Origin of the sequence: Frankia canadensis (genome assembly GCF_900197875.1) — a bacterium.
GTDB classification, from domain to species: Bacteria; Actinomycetota; Actinomycetes; order Frankiales; family Frankiaceae; genus Frankia; species Frankia canadensis.
Genome location: NZ_FZMO01000021.1, coordinates 1 through 20,700, shown reverse-complemented (window position 1 = coordinate 20,700; position 20,700 = coordinate 1). Strand labels below are relative to the sequence as shown.

Sequence of the window (20,700 nt, the reverse complement as noted above, 5' to 3'; positions counted from 1 at the left end):
GCGCGGGGCGGGCGCGAGGGCGGCGTCAAGGCGGGCGAGGACCTCGCGGGCCGCCTCCCGGCGGCGGGCGAACGGTTCCGGCTCGTACGGGATCGGCCAGGCGAACTCCGTCGGGATCGCGAGCGCCGGGTTGGACGTCTCCGCCGGGCGTGGCGCCCACCCGTCGACCCGACCGCCCCCGCCGCGCGCGTGCTCGGCCAGTTCCTCGAGGAAGACCGACGCGCCGCGCGGGCGTTTCTGCGCCGGTCCCCACCAGTGCCCGCTGGCGAACAGCAACGACTTCGCCCGGGTGACGGCGACGTAGGCGAGCCGGCGTTCCTCCCGCTCGGCGTACGCCTTCGCGTCGGCCACGGCGGCGTCGTGATCGGCCTTCTGGTCGGAGATGCGGATGGCAGGCAGGTCGGCGGCGTCGCCGCGCAGCGGGATCGGCAGCACGCCGGGCGAGGTCGCCCACTGGTCGCGGGCGGTGACGTCGGGGAAGACCTTCTCGCTGAGGTTCGGGACCGCGACGACCTCCCATTCCAGGCCCTTGGACCGGTGCATGGTCATCAGGGCGACGGCGTCGGCGCCGGAGGGACCGGTGACGTCGAGGCCGCGCTCGTGCTCGCGCGCGGCGCGCAGGAAGCCGAGAAAGCCGTGCAGGGACGTCGTGCCGTCCGGGTCGGTGAAGGAGGCGGCGACGTCGAGGAAGGCGGCGACGTTGTCCTGCCGGCGGGCGCGCACGGCAGCCTCGGTGGCGGTCAGCTCGACGTCCAGGCCGATCGTGGCGATGACCCGGTGGCACAGGTCGAGCAGCCCCTCGCCGACGTGGCGGCGCAGCGCTTCGATCTCGGCGCCGAGGCGACGCACCCGCGCGCGGCCCTCGGCGGAGATCTCCGGCCCCGGCTCGGCGAGGACGTCGGACAGCGCGACCACGTCCGCCGGGTCGACATCGGCCACGGCCGCGGCCAGCGGGTCGCCGCGCTCCGGCAGCCCGTCGTCCCGTTCGGGTGGGCGGCGGACGACCTCGCGGGCGTGGCGGCCAAGCGCGGCCAGGTCACGCGGTCCCAGGCGCACCCGCGGGCCGGTGAGCAGACGGACGAGCGCGGCGTTCGCGGTGGGGGCGTCGAGGGTCTCCAGCACCGCCACGATCTCGGCGACCTCGGGCACGGTGAGCAGGCCGGTCAGGCCGACGACCTCGACCGGCAGGCCGACGGCCTGCAGCGCGGCCAGCAGCGGCGGGATGTCACCGCGCGCGCGGACGAGGACGGCGATGGCGCCCGGCGCGGTGCCGGCGGCCACGACCCGGCGCAGCTGGCCGGCGAGCCAGGACACTTCGTCGTCCCAGCTGTCGTGCAGCGCGACGACCGTCTCGCCGCGCTCGGCGACGTCGGCTCGCGGGCGCAGCTCGACGACCCGGTGGCGGGCACGCAGCGGCGCGGCGACCGTGTTGGCGAGCTCCAGCAGCCGGCCGCCGCTGCGCTGGTTGACCGACAGCTCGTAGACGGTCGCCGGCGTGCCGTCGGTCCGGGGGAAATGGGTGGGGAAATGGTCGAGGTTGGCCACCGAGGCGCCCCGCCAGCCGTAGATCGCCTGGCACGGATCGCCGACGGCGGTGACGGGATGGCCGCCGCCGAACAGGCCGGCGAGCATGCGGCGCTGGGCGACGGAGGTGTCCTGGTACTCGTCGAGCAGGACGACGGCGGCGCGGGCCCGCTCGGCCCGGCCGACCTCCGGCATCGTCTCGGCGATGCGGGCCGCGTAGGTGACCTGGTCGCCGAAGTCGAGGACGTTGTGGTCGCGGCGGGCGGCGCGGTACTCGGCGACGAGCGCGGCGAGTTCGCGCCGGCCGCGCGCGGTGTGCGCGTAGCGGCGCAGCCGGTCCCGGACGCCCTTCGTCCCGTGCCGGCCCTGGGCGCTGGCCAGCGCGGCCAGTGCCTCCTCGGCGACGGTGGCGTCGAAGGCGGCGAGCGCATCCGGGTCGACGAGGTGCTCGCTCATCTCGGCGTCGAGCGCGACGATGTCGCCGACGACGGCGGCCAGGGAGCGGGTCAGCGCCCGCACCGTCCCGCCGTGGGCACGTGCCACGCGGGCGGCGAGCTGGTAGCGGGCCGCGCCGCTGAGCAGCGCGATGTCCGGCTCCAGGCCGAGGCGCAGCGCGTTGTCGACGACGAGCCGCCCGGCGTAGGCGTGGTAGGTGGCGACGATCGGCTCGCCGTCGACGTCCGCGTCCACCCCGAGATCCACCCCCGCGGCCGGCGGTGGGACGGGCAGGCCGGTGGCGCCGGCGGCCCCCGCCCGCCGCAGGGCGAGGCGCACTCGGCCGGCGAGCTCCGCGGCGGCCTTCGTCGTGAACGTCAGCCCGAGCACCTGGTCGGGGCGGACCTGACCGGTGGCCACCAGCCAGACCACCCGCGCCGCCATCACCGAGGTCTTTCCCGAGCCCGCGCCCGCCACGATCACCCCGGGTTCCAGCGGCGCGGCGGCGGCGGCGATCTGCTCGTCGGTGTAGGGCACCTCCAGCAGGTCACGCAGGTCGTCCGGTTCGAGCCGCGGCCGGGCCGGGCCGGTGGGGCTCTCGTCGTCCGAACCGAGGCCGAAGCCGGGCAGGAACGGCTGGGCCGGCCCACGCGCGCCGGTGCCCAGCGCGCTCACTCCACCACCTGCCGTCCCTCCGGGCGGGCCGGGCAGCTCGCCTGGAAGGTGCATACCGGGCACTGGTCGCCGGGCGTGGGCCGGAACGCCTCGGCGTCGACGACGCGCACCGCCTCACCGATGGCCTGGTCCATCCAGGTCTCGCCGGTGGCCGGCAGCGGCTCCTGGGCCTGGACCTGCGGCGGTCCGGGCGCCTCCCCGGGCAGCCGGGGCGCCCGGTTGTCACCGCCGGTATCCAGCCTCAGCTGGACCAGCTCGGCTCCCCCGGGCTCCGCCGGCTGCGCGCCCCCCGGCCCTGCCGGGGTGCCGTCTGGGGTTCGCGCGGCGGCCAGGGCGCTGTCGAGGGCGCTGTCGAGGGCGCCGGCGCGGACGGCGAGCTGGTAGCTGCCGAGCTGCGGGTGGACGGCGAGCTCGGCGCGGCTCGGCGCGGTGCGGCCGGTCTTGAAGTCGATGACGTGCACCCGGCCCTCACCGTCGAGTTCCAGGCGGTCGATGAAGCCGCGCAGCAGCACGTCGCGCCCGGCGACGGTCAGCCGGGCGGTGAAGCTGACCTCGGCGCCCGCGACGCGGCGCCCGCGCTCGGCGGCGTGCCAGTCCAGGAAGCGGGCGAGCGCCTCGCGGGCGGCGCCCCGCTCCTGCTCGCTGCGCCAGCGGGCCTCGTAGTCGAGGTGGCGCCAGACGGTGTCGAGCCGGGCGTCGAGGGCCGCCAGATCCGCCGGGGTGCGGCCCGTCGTGACCTCGTCGGCGAGGGCGTGCACCACCTTGCCGAAGCCCTGCGCGGTCGACGAGACGGTGACCGCGTGCGCCTCGTGCTCCAGGAACCAGCGCAGCGAGCACGCGCCGATGCTCGACAGCGACGAGCCGGACAGCCGCAGCGGCGCGTCCGGCGCGACGACCGGCACGTCCGAGGTCGTCACCTCCAGCAGCCCCCACCAGGTGCGCGGATGCGCCGCGGGGGCCAGCGGGCGGCCGGCGTCATCACGGGCTGCGGCGAGCGCGGCCAGCCGCCGGCGGGCGGCGCCGCGCAACGCCGGGCTCGACGTCGGCTCCGTGGCGAGCCGGCGCAGGGTGGCGACGAGGGCGACGAGCGTCAGCGGCCGGGGCGGGCGGCCGAGGACGGCCTCGACCGGGACGCCGAGCTCCTCGAGCAGGCGACTGGGCCGGCTGCCATCCTCGTCGGGGCTGTCGACCGCGGTCACCAGCACCCGGCGCCGGGCCCGGGTGAGCGCCACGTAGAACAGGCGACGCTCGTCGGCGAGCAGGTCCTGGCGGGTCAGCGGCGGCCGCAGCCCGCCACGGGCCGGCGCGTCGAGCTCCTCGGCGCCGAGCAGCGAGTGCCGCTCCCGCAGGTCGGGCCAGGCGCCGTCCTGCACCCCACAGACGGCGACGACATCCCATTCCAGTCCTTTGGACCGGTGCGCCGTCAGCAGCCGAACCCCGCCGCGCCGTGCGTCCTCCCCGACCGGCGCGATGGACTCGGCCGCGATCTGCTGCCGGCCGAGCTCGTCGACCAGCAGCGCGGCACCGGCGCCGCGGCCGCGGCGCTGCGCCAGCCGGGCGACGGCGTCGAACAGGGCCACGACCGCGTCGAGGTCACGGTCCGCGGCCCGGCCCGCCGCGCCCCCGCCGGCCGACGCCGCGACGAGGCGCTCCTGCCAGCCGCTGGCCGACCACAGCTCCCACAGCGCCTGCTCCGGGGTGCCGTCGGGATCGCGCAGCGCGCGCCGGCCCGCCCGCAGCAGCCCGCCGACCCGCCGCGCCGGCCGGGCGACCTCGTCCGGGACGCGCAGCAGCAGGCGGTCGGGATCGGCGACGGCGTCGCGCACCAGCTCCGCGGACGCGGCGGGCTGGATGGCGCCACCGTCCCGGTCGAAGGCGCGCAGCGCCCGACCCAGCTCGCGCACGCCGGCGGGGTCGGCCCCGCCGAGCGGGGAGGTCAACAGGGTGCGGGCCGCGTCGGCGGTGAGCGCGCCGGCCGGGTCGTCGGCGCAGCGCAGGGCGAGCAGCAGCAGGGCGGCGGCCGGCTCCTGCGCCACCGGCAGGTCGTCGCCGTCCACGCTGACGGGGACGCCCGCGGCGACGAGGGCCCGGCGCAGCCGGCCGATCCGCTCCGCCGTACGCACCAGCACCGCCATCGCCCGCCACGGGGTGCCGCGCTCCAGATGCTCGCGGCGCAGCAGGTCGGCGACGGCCTCGGCCTCCGCGCCCGCCGACGGGTAGGTGCGCGCCTCGACCAGGCCGTCGCCCAGATCGGCCCGCCCGGTCAGGTCCCGGTGGGCGCGCAGTGCCGGCACGGGCAGGCCCGCGGCCGGCAGGCGCCGCGCGACCTGGCGGCTCGCGAGCAGCGGCGCCGGCGCCATCCGCCGGCAGGTGCGCAGCGCGACGATCGGCGCCGGGCGGCCGTCGGCGGTCGGGAAGCGCTGGGGGAAGTCGAGCAGGCCGGCCACCTCGGCGCCGCGGAAGGCGTAGATCGACTGGTCCGGATCCCCGAAGGCGACCAGGTCACCGCCGCCGCCGGCAAGGGCCCGCAGCAGCCGCTCCTGCGCCGGATCCGTGTCCTGGTACTCGTCGACGAAGACGTGCCGATAGCGGGTGCGCAGCGCGTCCGCGGCCTCGGCGCCGCCCGCGACGGCGGCGGCCCGGTGCACCAGGTCCGCGTAGTCGAGTGCGCCCTCGAAGCCGAACACGTCCAGGTACATCTCGTAGAACTCGGCGAGCGCCGACCATTCCGGCCGCGCGGTGCGCCGGGCCAGCTGGGCGAGCCCGACCGGCTCCAGCCCGACCTCGCGGGCGCGGGCGAGCAGCGCCCGCACCTCCTCGGTGAACCCACGCGTCCCCAGGCAGCGGGCCAGCGCCGGTGGCCAGGCCGGGCGGCCGTCCTCCCGGGAGCCGTCGATGAGCTCCCGCAGCCGGGCGTCCTGCTCCGGACCGGACAGCAGCCGGAAACCGCCGCTCGGCGCCGGCCGGTCGTGCGCCCGCAGCAGCGCCAGACACCAGGCGTGAAAGGTCCACGCCCCCGGCCCGCGGCCGCCGCCGGCCGGGCCGAGCCGCGCGGTGATCCGCTCCCGCAGTTCGGCGGCGGCCCGCCGGCTGAAGGTGAGCACCAGGATCGACCGCGGATCGGCGCCCGCCTCGACCCGCGCGGCGACGGATTCGACCAGCGTGGCCGTCTTGCCCGTGCCCGGCCCGGCGAGCACCAGCAGCGGGCCGCCGGCATGCTCGATCACCTGCCGCTGGGCGGCATCGGCGACGAGCCGGGCGGGCGCGGCGACCGGGGCCGGCAGCAGCCGGTAACCGGCGCGGGACGTGCCGCGGGAGGCGGGCGGGGCAGACGCGGGGGGCACCCGTACAGAACATCACGCGGGTCCGACAATGCCCGAACGGGTGGGCCGGCGTGCACGGGCCCCGGCTGGCATGGCACTGTCATCGACCATGACCGAATGCAGCGGCAGGGTCGCCCTCGTCACCGGAGCGGCCTCCGGTATCGGCGCGGCCTGCGCGCGCCTGCTGGCGAGCGCGGGGGCTCAGGTCGTGGTCACCGACCGCCAGCCGGACGGGATCAAGGAAGTGGCGGCCCAGATCGAGCGCGGCGGCGGCGACGCCATCGCCGTCGAGGCCGACGTGACCGACCCGGACGCGATGGAGCGTGCCGTACAGGCCGCCGTCGGCACGTTCGGCAAGCTTGACCTGGCCGTGAACAACGCCGGCGTCACGGCCGGGCGCGAGCCCGTCGGCACCACCCCCGCCGAGGACTGGCAGCGGGTGCTCGACGTGAACCTGTCCGGCGTCTTCTACAGCATGCGCGCGGAGATCACCGCCATGCTGCACGGCGGCACGGGCGGCTCGATCGTCAACATGGCCTCGGTGCTCGGGATGGTCGGCTTCGCCGGTTCCGCGCCCTACGTCGCCGCCAAGCACGGCGTGGTCGGGCTGACCAAGACCGCCGCCCTGGAGTACGCGGCGCGCCGCATCCGGGTGAACGCGGTCGCCCCCGGCTTCGTCGACACGGCACTGATCCACGTCGACGGCCGCCCGCAGCGGGGCGCGGCGCTGCTCACCCCGATCAACCGGCTCGGCACCGTCAACGAGGTCGCCGAGGTCGTCGTCTTCCTGCTCTCCGACCGGGCGAGCCTGGTCACCGGCAGCGTCTACCTCGCCGACGGCGGCCTGTCCGCCCGCTGAGACCCGCCGCACCAGGACGCCGGCTGATCACAGCCGATCGAGCACCTGAGGCCGGGCCGGCAGCTACGCGGCCTGACACTGATCTTCGGCTGAGCAAGGCGGACGCCAGCCCGGTAAAGGCGGCGGTGCCGTCGCCAGCGGGCGGAAGTGCCGTCCCAGCGGACGGCGGTGCCCTCACCAGCGGGCGGAAGTGCCGTCCCAGCGGGCGGAAGTGCCGTCCCAGCGGGCGGCGGCGAGGTCGACGCGCTCGCCGCCCTCGCGCAGGGGCGTCCCGTCGACGACGAGGCGGCGCAGCGCCTCGGTGGGATTGGCCGGATTCGGCTCGCCGGAGGCGCGGATGACGCGGTGCCAGGGGATGTCGTCGTCGCCGTAGCGGGAGAGGACGGCGCCGACAGTGCGGCCGGTGCCGGTGCCGACGAACTCGGCGACGTCACCGTAGGTCATGACCTTGCCGCGGGGGATCTGGGCGACGGCGTCCAGCACCTCCCGCGCATGCGGGCTGGGCTCGGCGCCGCCGAGGTGGACCCCGACCCGGGTGCCGAGCCCGGCGGACACGCTGGGTGGTGGCGTGTCGCGCCGGGCTCTGGGTCCGCTCACGTCTCGATCGGCCGCCGCGCTCAGTGGACCGGCAGGCTCAGTAGACCGGGAGAGTCTTGTCGACCTGGGTGGCCCAGGCCGTCACGCCGCCCTGGACGTGCACCGCGGAGGCGAAGCCAGCGTTCTTGAGGGTCGCCAGCGCGTCGGCGGAGCGCACCCCGGACTTGCAGTAGACGACCACCCGGCGGTCCTGCGGCAGCTCGGCGAGGTGCGCCGGCAGGTCGCCCTTGGGGATCAGCCGGGCGCCGGGGATGCGCACGATCTCCCACTCGGCGGGCTCACGGACGTCGACCAGCTCGATCGGCTCGCCCGCGTCCAGCCAGCCCTTCAGCTCGGCGGCGGTGATCGTCGAGCCGGCCGCGGCGAGCTGGGCCTCCTCGGAGACCACGCCGCAGAACGCCTCGTAGTCGATGAGCTCGGTGATCGACGGGTTCTTCCCGCACAGCGGGCACTCCGGGTCCTTGCGGACCTTGATCGACCGGTAGGTCATCTCGAGTGCGTCGTACACCATCAGCCGGCCGACCAGCGGGTCGCCCACGCCGGTGAGCAGCTTGATGGCCTCCGTCGTCTGGATCGAGGCGATGGACGCGCACAGCACGCCGAGCACGCCGCCCTCGGCGCAGGACGGGACCATCCCGGGGGGCGGGGGCTCGGGGTAGAGGCAGCGGTAGCACGGTCCGTGCTCGGACCAGAAGACGCTGGCCTGCCCGTCGAACCGGTAGATCGAGCCCCAGACGTACGGCTTGCCGAGCAGCACGGCCGCATCGTTGACCAGGTACCGGGTGGCGAAGTTGTCGGTCCCGTCGACGATGAGGTCGTACTGGCTGAAGATCTCCATGACGTTGGAGGTGTCCAGCCGCGTCTCATGCAGCACGACGTTGACATACGGGTTGATGTTGAGCACGGAGTCGCGCGCGGACTCGGCCTTGGAGCGGCCGACGTCGGACTGGCCGTGGATGATCTGGCGCTGCAGGTTCGACTCGTCGACCGTGTCGAACTCCACGATCCCGAGCGTGCCGACACCGGCGGCGGCCAGGTACATCAGCGTCGGCGAGCCGAGACCGCCGGCGCCGACGGCCAGCACTCGGGCGTTCTTCAGCCGCTTCTGGCCGTCCATGGCGACGTCCGGGATGATCAGGTGCCTCGAGTACCGGCGGACCTCGTCGACGGTCAGGCCCTCGGCGGGCTCGACCAGGGGCGGAAGGGACACGCTTGCTCCTCGCGTTCGCTGTCGTTCCTCGACGATGCCATATCGGCGCGCGGCGTCGTCGCGAATGAGCCATCCGTTCGTACAGCGCCCGCGACGGCCGGCGTGTTCCCCGAACACCGATGGGTAGACCGACGATGGAGTGCACGCACCTACCCAGGGAGTTGAGCGCCGTGTCCTTCGTCGACAAGGTCAGGAACAAGATGGACGAGCTGCGCGGGCGGGGCAAGGAGAGCGCGGGCAAGGCCACCGGCAACCCGGGCACGCAGGGCGAGGGCCGCGGCGAGCGCACCGTCGCCGACCTGCGCCAGGCCGGCGAGAAGGTCAAGGACTCCTTCCGCCGCTGAGCCGCCGGCCAGTGGCCTGGTCAGGCGGAACGCCTCGTGGGATGCGTGGTGGTCTTGCCGGTCGCGGTCTTGCCGCCCGTGTTCTTGTTCGGCGTCGTCTTGTTCGGCGTCGTCTTGTTCGGTGTCGACTTGCCCGCCGCCGTCCTGCCGGCCGCAGCCCTACCGGCCGGTGTCTTGCCCGCCGCAGTCCTGCCGGCCGGCGTCTTGCCCGCCGGTGCCTTGCCGGCCGCGGTCCTGCCCGCCGCTCGCCTGCCAGCCGTGGCGCCCCTGCCTGCGGCGGAGTCCCCGTCGGCGGCCTGGGCGGCGGGTTCCTCGTCGGCGGCGGCGCCGTTCGGATGGTCCTTGCGCGCGGCGGCGATGCTGGCGCGCAGGGCGGCCATCAGGTCGCCGACCGGTTCCCGCTCCTCGGCACCCGGCGGGCTCACGATCTCACGACCGGCGATCTTGGCGTCGATGACGGCCTGCAGCGCGTCGCGGTACTCGTCGGAGAAGCGGCCGGGGTCGAAGTCGGCGGCGAGGGTCTCGATGAGCGAGGACGCCATCGCCAGCTCCTGCGGGCGGACCTCGACCTCCTCGTCGAGGAACGGGAAGTCCGGCTCGCGCACCTCGTCCGGCCAGATCATCGTCTCCAGGACGAAGACGCCGTCACGCACCCGGAGCGTCGCGAGCTGCTCGCGCTGACGCAGAGCTATCTTCACCAGCGCCACGCGGCCCGACTCGGCCAGCGCGTCGCGCAGCAGGACATAGGGCTTTGCCCCGGTCCGGTCCGGCTCGACGTAGTAGCTCTTGGCGAAGTAGATCGGGTCGACCTGCTCCAGCGGGACGAACTCGAGCACGTCGATCGCCTTGGAGGTGGACAGCGGCAGGTTGGCGAAGTCCTCGTCGGTGAGGACGACCGTCTGGCCGTCGGGAAGCTCGTAGCCCTTGGCGATGTCGGCGTAGCTGACCTCGCCACCATCGGCCTCGGCGACGCGCCGGTACCGGATGCGGGAGCCGTCCGACCGTCTGACCTGGTGAAACGCGACGTCCCGCTCTTGCGTGGCCGAGTACAGCCGGACGGGGATCGACACCAGACCGAAAGAGATGACACCCTTCCAGATCGAACGCATGTTCGCCCCTCACGTCGATTACCCACCATGGTGACCCACGGGACACCCACGAGTAAGCCAGATGAGGGAATCGTCCGAAGTTGTCAGCGGTCGTGGATGGCCGCGCGGCGGATCGCGGTCGGGGCACATCCCGGACGACGCACCCGGTCACGCCCCGCGTCGCGCGGCGGCGCGCGGCTTCCCTCCCGCACGGATCGGCCGCACCATCGTGGTGCGCCGCGCGACCAGGCCGACACACCTGCGGGCCGGGCCCGACCGGGCGCACCACCAGTGGATAGGGACGCAGTCGTGAGCGCTACCCCGGCGTCCGTGGAGGTCGACGGCCGGCGGCTGCGGCTGTCGAACCTCGACAAGGTCCTCTATCCGGCCGCCGGCTTCACGAAGGCCCAGGTCATCGACTACTACCGGCGGATCAGCCCGGTGGCGGTGCCGCACCTGACCGACCGGCCGCTCACCGTCGTCCGCTTCCCCAACGGGGTCGCCGAGTCGAGCTTCTTCACCAAGAACGCCCCGTCCCACCGCCCGGACTGGACGATGGTCGCGACCCTGCCCTCCCCCGGCTCGACCAAGGACCGCTCGACGATCGACTACCTGGTCGCCACCGACCGGCCGACCCTGATGTGGCTCGCCAACCTGGCCGCGCTCGAGCTGCACACGCCGATGTGGCGGATCTCCACCGGCCTGCCCGACCTCGTCGTCGCCGACCTGGACCCGGGCCCGCCGGCCACCGTCGTCGACTGTGCCCGGGTGGCCGAGCTGCTGCGCGAGGTGCTGCCGGCACCGCTGTGCGTGAAGACCAGCGGCTCGAAGGGCCTGCAGGTGTACGGCCGGGTCACCGACGGGCGGACGTCCATGCAGGTCCGCGCGGACATGCGCACCCTCGCCAACCAGCTGCAGCGCGACCACCCCGACCTCGTGGTGGCCAACATGCGCAAGGACCTGCGCGGCGGCCGGGTCCTGCTGGACTGGTCGCAGAACAACCCGGCGAAGACCACGGTCAGCGTCTACTCGCTGCGCGGGCGCGAGCGGCCCACCGTGTCCACGCCGGTGAGCTGGGACGAGGTCCGCGCCGCCCGCCGGCCCGAGGACCTCACCTTCACCGCCGACGACGTGCTGCGCCGGGTGGACGAGCACGGCGACCTGTTCGCCACTCTGCTGGGCACGCCGGACGGTCAGGACGGTTCCGCGTGAGACGTCCCCATCCCGGGCACATCGCGGTGCGGACCCCGCCGCGGTCCGCACCGTCCCAACGCCGGCGCCCGTGGTCACGGGCGCCGCACCGACGAGCGCAGGAGGACGTCCCCATGAGTGCACCCACCGATCTGCCCGCCTCCGGACTTCCCCTGGAGGCGCCGGACGCCGACGCCGCCGAGCAGGCCCGCGAGGTCCGCCCGCCGCAGACCGCCGCCGGCCGGCCCAGCGCGCCGGCCGCACCACCCGCCGAGGTCGACGAGTTCGACCTGGTCGAGCAGAGCATCATCGTCGAGATGGACGAGGACGACTACCGCTGAACCACCCGCGGCCGACCGCGCGCGACGCGGGCCCGCCCGGGGGTGGGGGCGCGGACGGTCCGCGGACGGGGTGCTGTGCGAGAGTGAGCCGATCACCGGTGCGGGGGCGCCTCCGGTGTCGCCACCCCACCGGGATTCGGCGATAGTGTTGTCCGCATCGACCAGGAGGTGCGCCGGTGACGGCCGAGCCAGCCTCGCCCGGTACGCGGCCGGGCAGGACTCCCCGGCTCCCCCGCACCGCTCGCCGCTTTCAGCTGCTCGGCGCCGCCCGCGAGGTCTTCGTGGCCCAGGGTTACCACGCGGCGGCCATGGACGAGATCGCCGAGCGGGCCGGCGTCAGCAAACCTGTGCTCTACCAGCACTTCCCCGGCAAGCTGGAGCTCTACCTGGCGCTGCTCGACGAGCACGCCACACAGCTGGTCACCAGCGTGCAGGAGGCCCTCGCCTCGACGACGGACAACCACACGCGCATCGCCCGGTCGGTGCGGGCGTACTTCGACTTCGTCAACGACCCGTCCGGGGCGCACCAGCTCGTGCTGGAGTCGGACCTGCGCAGCGAGCCGGTGGTGCGCCAGCGCATCGAGACCGCGTTCGCCCAGTGCGTGCGCTCCATCGCGGCGACGATCGTCGCCGACACCGGGCTGACCCAGGACGAGGCCGACCTGCTCGCTGTCGGCCTGGTGGGCCTCGCGGAGACGGCCTCGCGCTGGTGGCTGGTCCGCGGCGGCACCGTGCCCAAGGAACAGGCCATCGAGTCGATGGTCGAGCTCGCCTGGCGCGGCATCGGGGGCTATCCCCGCCAGGAGCGGGAACCATCCGGGCGGGACGGCCAGCAACGCTAGGCGCGGGTGAGGCATGGTGTGCCCGCAGCGAACACGCCACTCCCGTCCCGGTGGAGAAGTCCCGGAAGCCATAGTGTGGGCGGTGATCCAACCTCGGCGGCGGATGTCCGCCGGCGTGCTGGTCCGACGAAGGCGGAGGTCATTCGGTGGAGGTCAAGATCGGCGTGCGGCAGGTCACCCGGGAGCTGGTGCTGGAGAGCGACCAGACCGCGGAGGCCGTCGCCGCGCTGGTGAGCGAGGCGATCAAGGCCGACAGTGGCGTGCTGAGCCTCATCGACGACAAGGGGCGGCTGGTGGTGGTGCCGGTGTCGTCCCTGGCCTACGTGGAAATCGCCGCCTCCTCGCAGCGGCGGGTGGGTTTCGGCGCCTGAGCTCCCACTGACCGCGGCTGGCCTGGCCGGGCTCCCAGTCCGGCCAGGCCCGGCCCGGCCAACCCGTCCGCGGCCGCGGGAGCCCTTCCCCGGGTGGACTGGCCCAGGCGGACAGACCTAGGCGGACAGACCCAGGGCGGACATCCGGCGACCGTGCGCCGCCATGATGCGGTTGAAGATGGCCGCCAGCGCGTCCAGATCGCCGACCCCGACGAGCAGGCCGGTCAGCGCGTCCCGGTCGACGCCCACCCGCTGGGCCTGGGTGAGCGCCTCGCCGACCAGGCGGCGGGCCCACAGTGCGAGCCGTCCGGCGACGGTGGGGTTCGCCTCGATCGCGGCCCGCACCCGCTCGACCGCGAAGACGGCATGGCCGGTGTCGTCCAGCACCCGCAGCACGATCTCGCGCGACGGCGCGGGCAGCCGGGCGGCGATCTCCCGGTAGAAGTCCGCGGCGATGTTGTCCCCGACGTACGCCTTGACCAGGCTCTCCAGCCAGTCGGCGGGAGCGGTCGAGTTGTGGAAGGTCGTCAGCGGTGCGACGAACGGGGCCATCGCACGCTCACGGTCGACGCCGAGCCGGTCGAGTTCCGCGCAGACCGCCTGGAAGTGGGAGAACTCGGCGGCCGCCATCGCCGCCAGGGCGATCTTGTCGCCGAGGGTGGGGGACATCCGGGCGTCGGTCGCCAGCCGCTCGAAGGCGGTGAGTTCGCCGTAGGCGAGCAGGCCCAGCAGGTCAACGGTCGCCTGGTCCGCCTCGGCCAGGCCGCCCTGTGGAGGCGGGTCGGACGACGGGATGGATGTCTGCGTCACAGCCGCGATTCTGGCACCCCGCATCGTCCTGGTCGGCAATCCTCGGCGAAGGAGCCCCCAACTCGCCGTCACACCGGGTATGCTAGGGCGTGGCCAGAGGTCGTTATGTCACCTCGGCTGCCGCATAGCAGGCGTCGCCTCGTCACCTGTGCACCCAGAGCTGCCATTCTCGGCACCGGGCACACGGACATCGGGCCGCGGGCGCCTAGCGGCTCACCGTGAGCGGGTTCAGCGTAGACACCGCTCAGAGAAGACCAGGAGCGTCCCGCTGTCCGTCACAGCCGCAGTACCTTCAGATGATCTAGCCGCCCCGAACAAGCCGATCGAGACCGCCGCGCCCACCGAGCGGCCAACCTTCGCCGACCTCGGCGTACGTGCCGAGACCGTCGAGGCGCTCGCTGAAGCGGGCATCATCCACGCCTTCCCCATCCAGGAGCTGACGCTCCCCCTCGCGCTCGGGCGCAACGACATCATCGGCCAGGCGCGCACCGGCACCGGCAAGACGCTCGCGTTCGGCATCCCCGTCGTGCAGACCGCGCTGGCCCCCGGCGAAGGCGCCGACGGCCGGCCGCAGGCACTCGTCGTCGTCCCCACCCGTGAGCTGTGCGTCCAGGTCACCGCGGACGTGACCCGTGCGGGCGCGCGCCGCGGCCTGCGCGTCATCTCCGTCTACGGCGGCCGCGCCTACGAGCCGCAGCTGACCGCGCTGCGCGCCGGCGTCGACGTCGTCGTCGGCACGCCGGGCCGGCTGCTCGACCTCGCCCGTCAGAAGGTCCTCGACCTCGCCGGCGTGCGCACCCTGGTGCTCGACGAGGCCGACGAGATGCTCGACCTGGGCTTCCTGCCCGACGTCGAGCGCATCATGGCGCAGCTTCCGACTGCCCGGCAGACCATGCTGTTCTCCGCAACCATGCCCGGCCCGGTCATCTCGCTGGCCCGCCGGTTCATGCAGCGCCCGGTGCACGTCCGCGCCGAGCAGCCGGACGAGACCCGCACGGTACCGACGACGCACCAGCACGTCTTCCGCGCCCACGCGCTGGACAAGATGGAGGTCCTCGCCCGGGTCCTGCAGGCCACCGGCCGAGGGCTCGCGATGGTCTTCGTGCGCACCCGGCGCACCGCGGACAAGGTCGCCGAGGAGCTGGACAAGCGCGGCTTCGCCGCCGCGGCCGTACACGGCGACCTCGGCCAGGGCCAGCGTGAGCAGGCGCTGCGCGCGTTCCGCGCCGGCAAGGTCGACGTCCTCGTCGCCACCGACGTCGCAGCCCGGGGCATCGACATCAGCGGCGTCACACACGTCGTCAACTACCAGTGCCCCGAGGACGAGAACGTCTACCTGCACCGCATCGGCCGCACCGGTCGCGCGGGCGAGTCCGGCGTCGCCGTCACCTTCGTCGACTGGGACGACCTGCCCCGCTGGACGCTGGTGAACAAGGCTCTCGGCCTCCCGTTCGACGGGCCCGTCGAGACGTACTCCACCTCGCCGCACCTGTACGAGGCCCTCGAAATCCCGGCCGAGGCCGCCGGCACCCTCCCGCACGCCGCGCGCACCCGTGCCGGCCTCGACGCGGAGGACATCGAGGACCTGGGCGAGTCCCGCCGCGGCCGGCGTGGCCCCCGCGCCGGGCGCGAGACGTCCCGCGCCGCGGACCGCCCGGTACCCACCCGCACCCGCACGCGCCGGCGCACCCGCGGCGCCGGCGCCGCCGCGGCCGCGTCCGGCCTGGCGATCGCCGCCGAGGACGCGGCCGAGAACGACGTGACCGATCTCACCACCGATGCCGTGGGCGTGGTGGCCGAGGCGAACGGTGTCGCGGACGCCGACGGACCCGACGCCGCCGTGTCCACCCTGGCATCCGAGGCCGGCGGCGCCGCCGGCGAGCCGGCCCGGCGCCGCCGCCGTCGCCGGGGCAACCGGGGCCGCGGCACCGGCGCCGTGCGCGGCGAGGCCACCGACCTGGCCGACCTGGCCGAGTTCGCGGAGGTCGACGCCGGCGGAGCCGAGGCCGCCCCGCTCCGCGCCGAATCCGCCTGACCAGCACCTCCGTCTGACCAGCACCGGATCTCGCCGCCTCCCGCCGGAGCGGGGCGGCAGCCGGGCTGGTCAGGACTGGGCGACGGTCAGGACTGGGCTGCGGGCCGCAGGTGCAGTCCGAGGCGCACCCAGCTCACCCGGCGGCAGGTCGGGCAGCGCAGCAGCGAGAAGTGGCGTGCTCGCAGCACTGGCAGGTGCACGCTGGGCGTGAGCGTCCGCAGTGCCTGCCGCGCGCCGAGCAGCCGGGTCTCACCGCACCGGCCGCATTCGACGCGCAGGCTCGCGTGCGCCGGCGTCGTCGGGCGGACACCGCTGTACAGGGCACGTTTGCCGTGCACGTCCCGCCCCACGGTGGTCCCGGTACTCGCCGTCCCCGCGCCGGGAGGCCGGGGCCCGCGACGTGGCAGGCGGTCGAAGCCCGCGGCGGAACCCGCCGGCTCGGACCGAGGGCCGACACTCCCCCGGCTCACAGTCCCCCGGCTCGCACTCCCCCGGCTCACCGCACGCCTCCGGCGGGAGCGACCCCGCCACCGGCCGACGCCGTCACCGCCACGCTGATCTCCGCCGGCATGCTGATCTCCGCCGACACCACACCCGCCGCGGAACCGCGCCGAGCGCGCCGACCCCGATCACGCGCCGCCACCGGACCCGGCACCCCGCCTGCCATCTCACCGGCCGTCTCACCGGGCGGCATGCCGGCGATCACGCGTGCGTGCACCCGGTAGGCGTCGGCCCCCTTGGAGCGGCCGGCGGTGGCGAGGATCGACCGTCCCGTGCCCGGGGCCTCGGCGAAACGCACCGAGCGGGCGATCGGTGGGGTGAGCACGGCGAGGCCGTAGCGCACCCGGACGTCGGCGAGCACGGCCCGGCCGTGCGCTGTGCGCGCGTCGAACAGGGTCGGCAGCACGCCACGGACCGCCAGGCGCGGGTTCGTCAGCCGCTGCACGTCGTGCACGGTGTCCAGCAGCTGGCCGACGCCCCGGTGGGACAGCGTCTCGCACTGCAGCGGGACGATGACCTCGTCGGCGGCGGTCAGCCCGTTGATCGTGAGCACGCCGAGGGACGGCGGGCAGTCGATGAGCACGAAGTCGTAGGCGTCGACGACGTCGGCGAGAGCGAGGCGCAGTGCGTGCTCCCGGCCCGTGCGCGAGAGCAGCACCGCCTCACAGCCGGCCAGCTCGATCGTCGCGGGAAGCAGATCGGTGCCGTCGCCGGTCGTGGTGACGACGATGCCGGCGGACAGCCGGCCGAGCAGCACATCGTGGACGGAGAGTTCGAGGGCATCCGGTTCGAGTCCGAGCGAGAAGGTCAGGCATGCCTGGGGGTCGAGGTCGACCAGCAGGACGCGGCGGCCCAGCTCGGTCAGGGCGGCGCCGATGCTGGCCACCGACGTCGTCTTGGCTACGCCACCCTTCTGGTTCGCTACCGCGAGTATGTGGGCCACGCCGATCAGTGTGGATGGGTAATCGGATGGTCACAACATCTGGCGGATGGAAATCTCGGCGCGCCGTCCGGCGGCGCACCGCCCGACGTGTGTGGGCCGCGCGATCGGGTAGCGCTCGCCCATGACCCCGACCACACCCGCCGCCGGCGGCGCCGGGTGATCCAGGCACTCGGCTACCTCGCCGCCGTGCTGGCGCTGATCGCGGCCAACGCGGTGTTCGTCGCGGCGGAGTTCGCCCTGGTGGCGATCGAGCCGCATCAGGCCGAGCGGCTGGCCGTCGCGGGCGGCGACCGGCGGTCCCGGGCGGTGGTCCGGGCCGTGCACTCGTTGTCGTTCCAGCTCTCCGGCGCGCAGCTGGGCATCACCGTCACCTCGCTGGCGGTCGGCTACCTGGCCGAGCCGGCGCTGGCCACCCTGCTGCGGCCGGTGGCACGGGCGGCCGGCCTGCCGCCGACGCCGGGTTCGGTGCTGGCGCTCGCCGTCGCCCTCGCCGTCGCGACGGTCAGCCAGATGGTGTTCGGCGAACTGGTGCCGAAGAACTGGGCGATCAGCGAGCCGCTGCGCGCGGGACGCGCCGTCGCCGGCTGGCAGATCTGGTTCTCGTGGCTGGCCCGGCCGCTGATCACGGTGTTGAACGCCAGCGCCGGCGCGATCCTGCGGATGCTCGGCGTCGAGCCGCAGGACGAGTTGCGTGCCGGGCGCTCCCCCGACGAGCTGGGATCGATCGTGCGGTCCTCGGCCCGCCAGGGCACCCTGCCGACCAGCACCGCGGTCCTGTTGCGCCGCTCGCTGCGCTTCGGCGACCGCGATGCCGCCGACGTGATGACCCCCCGGGTGCGCACGGTCTGGGCCGACGCCGACGCGCCCGCCGCGCAGCTGCTGCGGGTCGCGCGCGACTCCGGGCACTCCCGGTTCCCCGTCCGCACGCGGGCGCGGGGTGGGGAGATCGAGGGTGTCGACGGGGTGACCGGCGTGGTGCACGTCAAGGACGTGTTCCGGATCCCGCCGGAGCGCCGGGGGACGGTGACCGTCCGGGATCTCATGGTGGCGCCGCTGCTCGTACCCGCCTCACTGGACTGCGACACCCTGCTCGCACGGCTGCGCCGGCACGGCCTGCAGCTGGCGACGGTCATCGACGAGTACGGCGGCGTGGCCGGCATCGTCACGTTGGAGGATCTCGTCGAGGAGCTCGTCGGCGAGGTGGTGGACGAGCACGACCTGCCGTCCCCACCCGGCGTGGTGCCCGTGGGTCGGCGCGCCTGGGTGCTGTCCGGCCTGCTGCGCCCGGACGAGACCACCGAGGCCACCGGCGTGCGGCTGCCCGACGGGCCGTACGAGACGATCGCCGGCCTGGTGCTCGCCCATCTCGGCCGGCTCGCCCGGGTCGACGACGAGGTCCGGATCGGCGACGTGTCCCTGACGGTCGTCGCGCTCGACCACCATCGCATCGACCGGGTGCGGCTGCGCGTCCACGGCACGCCGACCCCACGCGCCGACGACGACGGACGGGCATGGGCATCGTGACGCTGCTCGCACTGGTCGCCGGGCTGGCCCTGATCGCCGGCAACGCGTTCTTCGTGGGCGCCGAGTTCGCCATCGTCTCCGCGCGCCGCGACCGGGTCGAACCGCTGGTGGAGGCCGGCGACCGCCGCGCCCGCTCGGTGATCGGCGCGTTGGGGCACCTCTCGACGTTGCTGGCCGCCACCCAGCTCGGCGTCACCCTGTGCTCGCTCGCGCTCGGCGCCGTGGCCGAGCCGACGGTCGCGCACCTGCTGGTCGACCTGCTGCACGCGCTCGGGGTGCCGGATGCCGCGCGGCACGTGATCGCCTTCGCGGTCGCGCTGACCATCGTCTCCGCGCTGCACATGGTGCTGGGCGAGATCGTGCCGAAGAACCTGGCGATCGCCGGGCCCGAGCGGGCGCTGCTGTGGCTCGGGCCGCCGCTGATCGCGTTCGCCCGGACCACCGGCCCGTTCGTCCAGCTGCTCAACGGGTTCGCCAACCGGGTGCTGCGGCTGGCGGGGGTGTCGCCGCGCGACGAGCTCGCCTCCGCCTACAGCCCGCGGGAGCTCGCCGCGATCATCGCCGAGTCGACCGAGGAGGGACTGCTCGAGCAGGCCGAGCACGAACGTCTCACCAGCGCTCTGGAACTGTCCGAGCACGAGGTGGGCGCGGTGATGGTTCCCCTGTCACGGGTGGAAACGGTCCCGTGGACCATCTCCGCCCGCGACCTCGAGGCCGTGGTCGCCCGAACGGGCTACTCCCGCTTCCCGGTGCTTCCCCCCGGCGACGACGCCGAGATCGCGGGCTTCCTGCACGCCAAGGACGTGCTGGGCGTCCCCGCGGACCGGCTCGACACCCCGCTGGCCCCGCTGCGTCTGCACCAGATGGTGGAGCTGGCCACGGACACCCCGCTGGACCAGGCGCTGCGGCGGATGCAGCGGGCGGGCAGCCACCTGGGCCGCGTCGCCGACAGGTCCGGCCGGACCGTCGGGGTCGTCACGATGGAGGACGTCGTCGAGCAGTTCGTCGGCGAACTGACCGACGCCGCCGGATGACGCGGCTCAGCGCGCTCCGGGCGACGACGACTGCACCACCTCGAACGACCACAGCGACGCCCCCGTCGCGGCAGGGGCACCCGCGCCACCGTGACCAGCAGGGGCACCGTGCTGGGGGGCCGCGACGCTCATGGTTCCACCGTAGTGCGCCCCTCGCCACGGCACGCGGACGGTGACCGATGGACCAGCCGTTAGAGTGCCCCGTCGTGACCGGACTTCCCAGTGTCGCCGTCCTCGGCCTCGACGCCGCCTCCGCCGCCGCGACGATCGCCCTCGTCGACGGCGGCCTCCCGGTGACCGCTGTCACCCCCGCTCCGGTGACGCCGGCCGCCCTCGCCGCCCTCGCGGCCTATGGCTGCGCCGACCGCGTCGTCGAGGTGGCCGCGGGCACGCTGCGCCTGACGAGCGCCGGCGTGACCACCACCAGCCCGGCCGCCCCGCCGTTCGAGATCCACGGCGCACCAGCCGACCCTCCCGGCGACGAGGCGTCACTCGGAACCTTCGACGCGGTCGTGCTGACGGACGGCACCCGCGCGCTGCTGCCGGACGTGGCGGACTCGCCCCGGTTCGGCGGCGTGTTCGACCTGCGCACGGCCTGGGTCTTCCACCTCAGCGACGCCCCGGACCTGGCCGGTGCGCAGGGGCGCTGGATCGGCGAGTACCTGCGCGGCCGCTATGCCCCGCCGGATCCCGTCGCGATGGGCGCCGCGTCGCCGTCGGCACGCGGCCTGCCCTGGCGGGGCGGCGCCCGCGCCGCGATCACCGAGCTGGAGCGTGAGCTGCGCGCCGGCCACGCACGCGCCGCCTCCGCTGGCTATCCCCTGCCCACCCCGCCCGTTCCCCCGGTCGGGCCGACCACGCCGAACCAGACGGACTAGGCCGGCGGTCGGCGGTCGGCGGTCGGCCCGTCCGGGTGTTCCCGCGGGAACACGGTTTCTCGCCCCTGTGGTGATCGTCCGGGCCTGGATGGCGCCGTCGCGAGGCCTACCTAGCCCTGTCTTCCGCACGTTCGTGTGGTGAGACAGCTACGTGGTTGATTGTTCGGATCGGGTC

General features: G+C 74.6%; 18 protein-coding genes. 10 read left to right on the top strand and 8 right to left on the bottom strand.

From position 1 onward, the window contains the following. On the bottom strand, window positions 1-2,634 hold a 2,634-nt coding region (locus C1A33_RS03125), incomplete at its 3' end, for an ATP-dependent helicase (protein ID WP_243407114.1). Next, complete coding sequence (locus C1A33_RS03120; protein ID WP_101830018.1) at window positions 2,631-5,978, bottom strand: ATP-dependent helicase; 3,348 nt, start codon at window positions 5,976-5,978, stop codon at window positions 2,631-2,633. The genes C1A33_RS03120 and C1A33_RS03125, both read right to left, overlap by 4 nt. Before the next feature lie 88 nt (window positions 5,979-6,066). Between C1A33_RS03120 and C1A33_RS03115 the strand changes: the two genes are divergently transcribed. Beyond that, entirely contained in the window at window positions 6,067-6,816 is a 750-nt protein-coding gene (locus C1A33_RS03115) for an SDR family NAD(P)-dependent oxidoreductase (RefSeq protein ID WP_101830017.1), read from the top strand. A gap of 174 nt (window positions 6,817-6,990) precedes the next feature. Here C1A33_RS03115 and C1A33_RS03110 read toward each other — a convergent pair whose 3' ends face one another. Next, complete coding sequence (locus C1A33_RS03110; RefSeq protein WP_243407113.1) at window positions 6,991-7,413, bottom strand: MGMT family protein; 423 nt, start codon at window positions 7,411-7,413, stop codon at window positions 6,991-6,993. Window positions 7,414-7,450: 37 nt separating this feature from the next. Then, on the bottom strand, window positions 7,451-8,623 hold the full coding sequence (gene moeZ, locus C1A33_RS03105) for an adenylyltransferase/sulfurtransferase MoeZ (RefSeq protein ID WP_101830015.1): 1,173 nt from the start codon (window positions 8,621-8,623) through the stop codon (window positions 7,451-7,453). Between the two features lie 170 nt (window positions 8,624-8,793). On the opposite strand from moeZ, the gene C1A33_RS03100 reads away from it, so the two are divergent. Next, window positions 8,794-8,967 carry a CsbD family protein gene (locus C1A33_RS03100; protein ID WP_243407112.1) on the top strand — a complete coding sequence of 58 codons (174 nt, stop codon included), beginning with the start codon at window positions 8,794-8,796 and terminating at the stop codon, window positions 8,965-8,967. A gap of 20 nt (window positions 8,968-8,987) precedes the next feature. Here the strand turns inward: C1A33_RS03100 and ku are convergent, their stop codons facing one another. Further along, window positions 8,988-10,076: a non-homologous end joining protein Ku gene (ku, locus tag C1A33_RS03095; protein WP_101830013.1), complete on the bottom strand. Its 1,089-nt coding sequence runs from the start codon at window positions 10,074-10,076 to the stop codon at window positions 8,988-8,990. 288 nt (window positions 10,077-10,364) lie between these two features. Here ku and ligD point away from each other — a divergent pair, with 288 nt between their 5' ends. The 4 genes from ligD (at window position 10,365) to C1A33_RS03075 (ending at window position 12,800) form a co-directional block, all read left to right on the top strand. Next, complete coding sequence (gene ligD / locus C1A33_RS03090; protein ID WP_101830012.1) at window positions 10,365-11,267, top strand: non-homologous end-joining DNA ligase; 903 nt, start codon at window positions 10,365-10,367, stop codon at window positions 11,265-11,267. Window positions 11,268-11,380: 113 nt separating this feature from the next. After that, on the top strand, window positions 11,381-11,587 hold the full coding sequence (locus C1A33_RS03085; RefSeq protein ID WP_101830011.1) for a hypothetical protein: 207 nt from the start codon (window positions 11,381-11,383) through the stop codon (window positions 11,585-11,587). Between the two features lie 176 nt (window positions 11,588-11,763). Further along, window positions 11,764-12,429, top strand: coding sequence for a TetR/AcrR family transcriptional regulator (locus C1A33_RS03080; protein ID WP_101830010.1), 666 nt, complete (start codon window positions 11,764-11,766; stop codon window positions 12,427-12,429). A gap of 146 nt (window positions 12,430-12,575) precedes the next feature. Beyond that, the gene (locus tag C1A33_RS03075; RefSeq protein ID WP_101830009.1) at window positions 12,576-12,800 is read left to right on the top strand and encodes a DUF3107 domain-containing protein; all 225 of its coding nucleotides are present in this window, start codon (window positions 12,576-12,578) and stop codon (window positions 12,798-12,800) included. Between the two features lie 117 nt (window positions 12,801-12,917). Here C1A33_RS03075 and C1A33_RS03070 read toward each other — a convergent pair whose 3' ends face one another. Continuing rightward, complete coding sequence (locus tag C1A33_RS03070) at window positions 12,918-13,610, bottom strand: ferritin-like fold-containing protein (protein WP_101830008.1); 693 nt, start codon at window positions 13,608-13,610, stop codon at window positions 12,918-12,920. Between the two features lie 412 nt (window positions 13,611-14,022). On the opposite strand from C1A33_RS03070, the gene C1A33_RS03065 reads away from it, so the two are divergent. Further along, window positions 14,023-15,645 (top strand): DEAD/DEAH box helicase, encoded by a 1,623-nt coding sequence (locus tag C1A33_RS03065; RefSeq protein WP_480014304.1) that lies wholly within the window; start codon window positions 14,023-14,025, stop codon window positions 15,643-15,645. 86 nt (window positions 15,646-15,731) lie between these two features. Here C1A33_RS03065 and C1A33_RS03060 read toward each other — a convergent pair whose 3' ends face one another. Both C1A33_RS03060 and C1A33_RS03055 read right to left on the bottom strand, forming a co-directional pair. Further along, window positions 15,732-15,983 (bottom strand): hypothetical protein, encoded by a 252-nt coding sequence (locus tag C1A33_RS03060; protein WP_243407111.1) that lies wholly within the window; start codon window positions 15,981-15,983, stop codon window positions 15,732-15,734. 158 nt (window positions 15,984-16,141) lie between these two features. After that, window positions 16,142-17,089 carry a ParA family protein gene (locus C1A33_RS03055; protein WP_101830006.1) on the bottom strand — a complete coding sequence of 316 codons (948 nt, stop codon included), beginning with the start codon at window positions 17,087-17,089 and terminating at the stop codon, window positions 16,142-16,144. A 156-nt stretch (window positions 17,090-17,245) separates the two neighbouring features. Between C1A33_RS03055 and C1A33_RS03050 the strand changes: the two genes are divergently transcribed. The 3 genes from C1A33_RS03050 (at window position 17,246) to C1A33_RS03035 (ending at window position 20,525) form a co-directional block, all read left to right on the top strand. Continuing rightward, on the top strand, window positions 17,246-18,613 hold the full coding sequence (locus C1A33_RS03050) for a hemolysin family protein (protein ID WP_101830005.1): 1,368 nt from the start codon (window positions 17,246-17,248) through the stop codon (window positions 18,611-18,613). Next, complete coding sequence (locus C1A33_RS03045) at window positions 18,601-19,647, top strand: hemolysin family protein (RefSeq protein ID WP_341477176.1); 1,047 nt, start codon at window positions 18,601-18,603, stop codon at window positions 19,645-19,647. The genes C1A33_RS03050 and C1A33_RS03045 overlap by 13 nt, the downstream gene beginning before the upstream one ends. A 179-nt stretch (window positions 19,648-19,826) precedes the next feature. Further along, window positions 19,827-20,525, top strand: coding sequence for a hypothetical protein (locus tag C1A33_RS03035; RefSeq protein ID WP_243407110.1), 699 nt, complete (start codon window positions 19,827-19,829; stop codon window positions 20,523-20,525). The last annotated feature ends 175 nt before the right edge of the window (window positions 20,526-20,700 follow it).

What these genes read in the sequence shown, in the direction of transcription:
- C1A33_RS03115 (WP_101830017.1), top strand. Translation starts at nt 6,067, where the DNA reads ATGACCGAATGCAGCGGCAGGGTCGCCCTCGTCACCGGAGCGGCCTCC.
- C1A33_RS03085 (WP_101830011.1), top strand. Translation starts at nt 11,381, where the DNA reads ATGAGTGCACCCACCGATCTGCCCGCCTCCGGACTTCCCCTGGAGGCG.
- C1A33_RS03035 (WP_243407110.1), top strand. Translation starts at nt 19,827, where the DNA reads ATGGACCAGCCGTTAGAGTGCCCCGTCGTGACCGGACTTCCCAGTGTC.
- ku (WP_101830013.1), bottom strand. Translation starts at nt 10,076, where the DNA reads ATGCGTTCGATCTGGAAGGGTGTCATCTCTTTCGGTCTGGTGTCGATC.
- C1A33_RS03045 (WP_341477176.1), top strand. Translation starts at nt 18,601, where the DNA reads ATGGGCATCGTGACGCTGCTCGCACTGGTCGCCGGGCTGGCCCTGATC.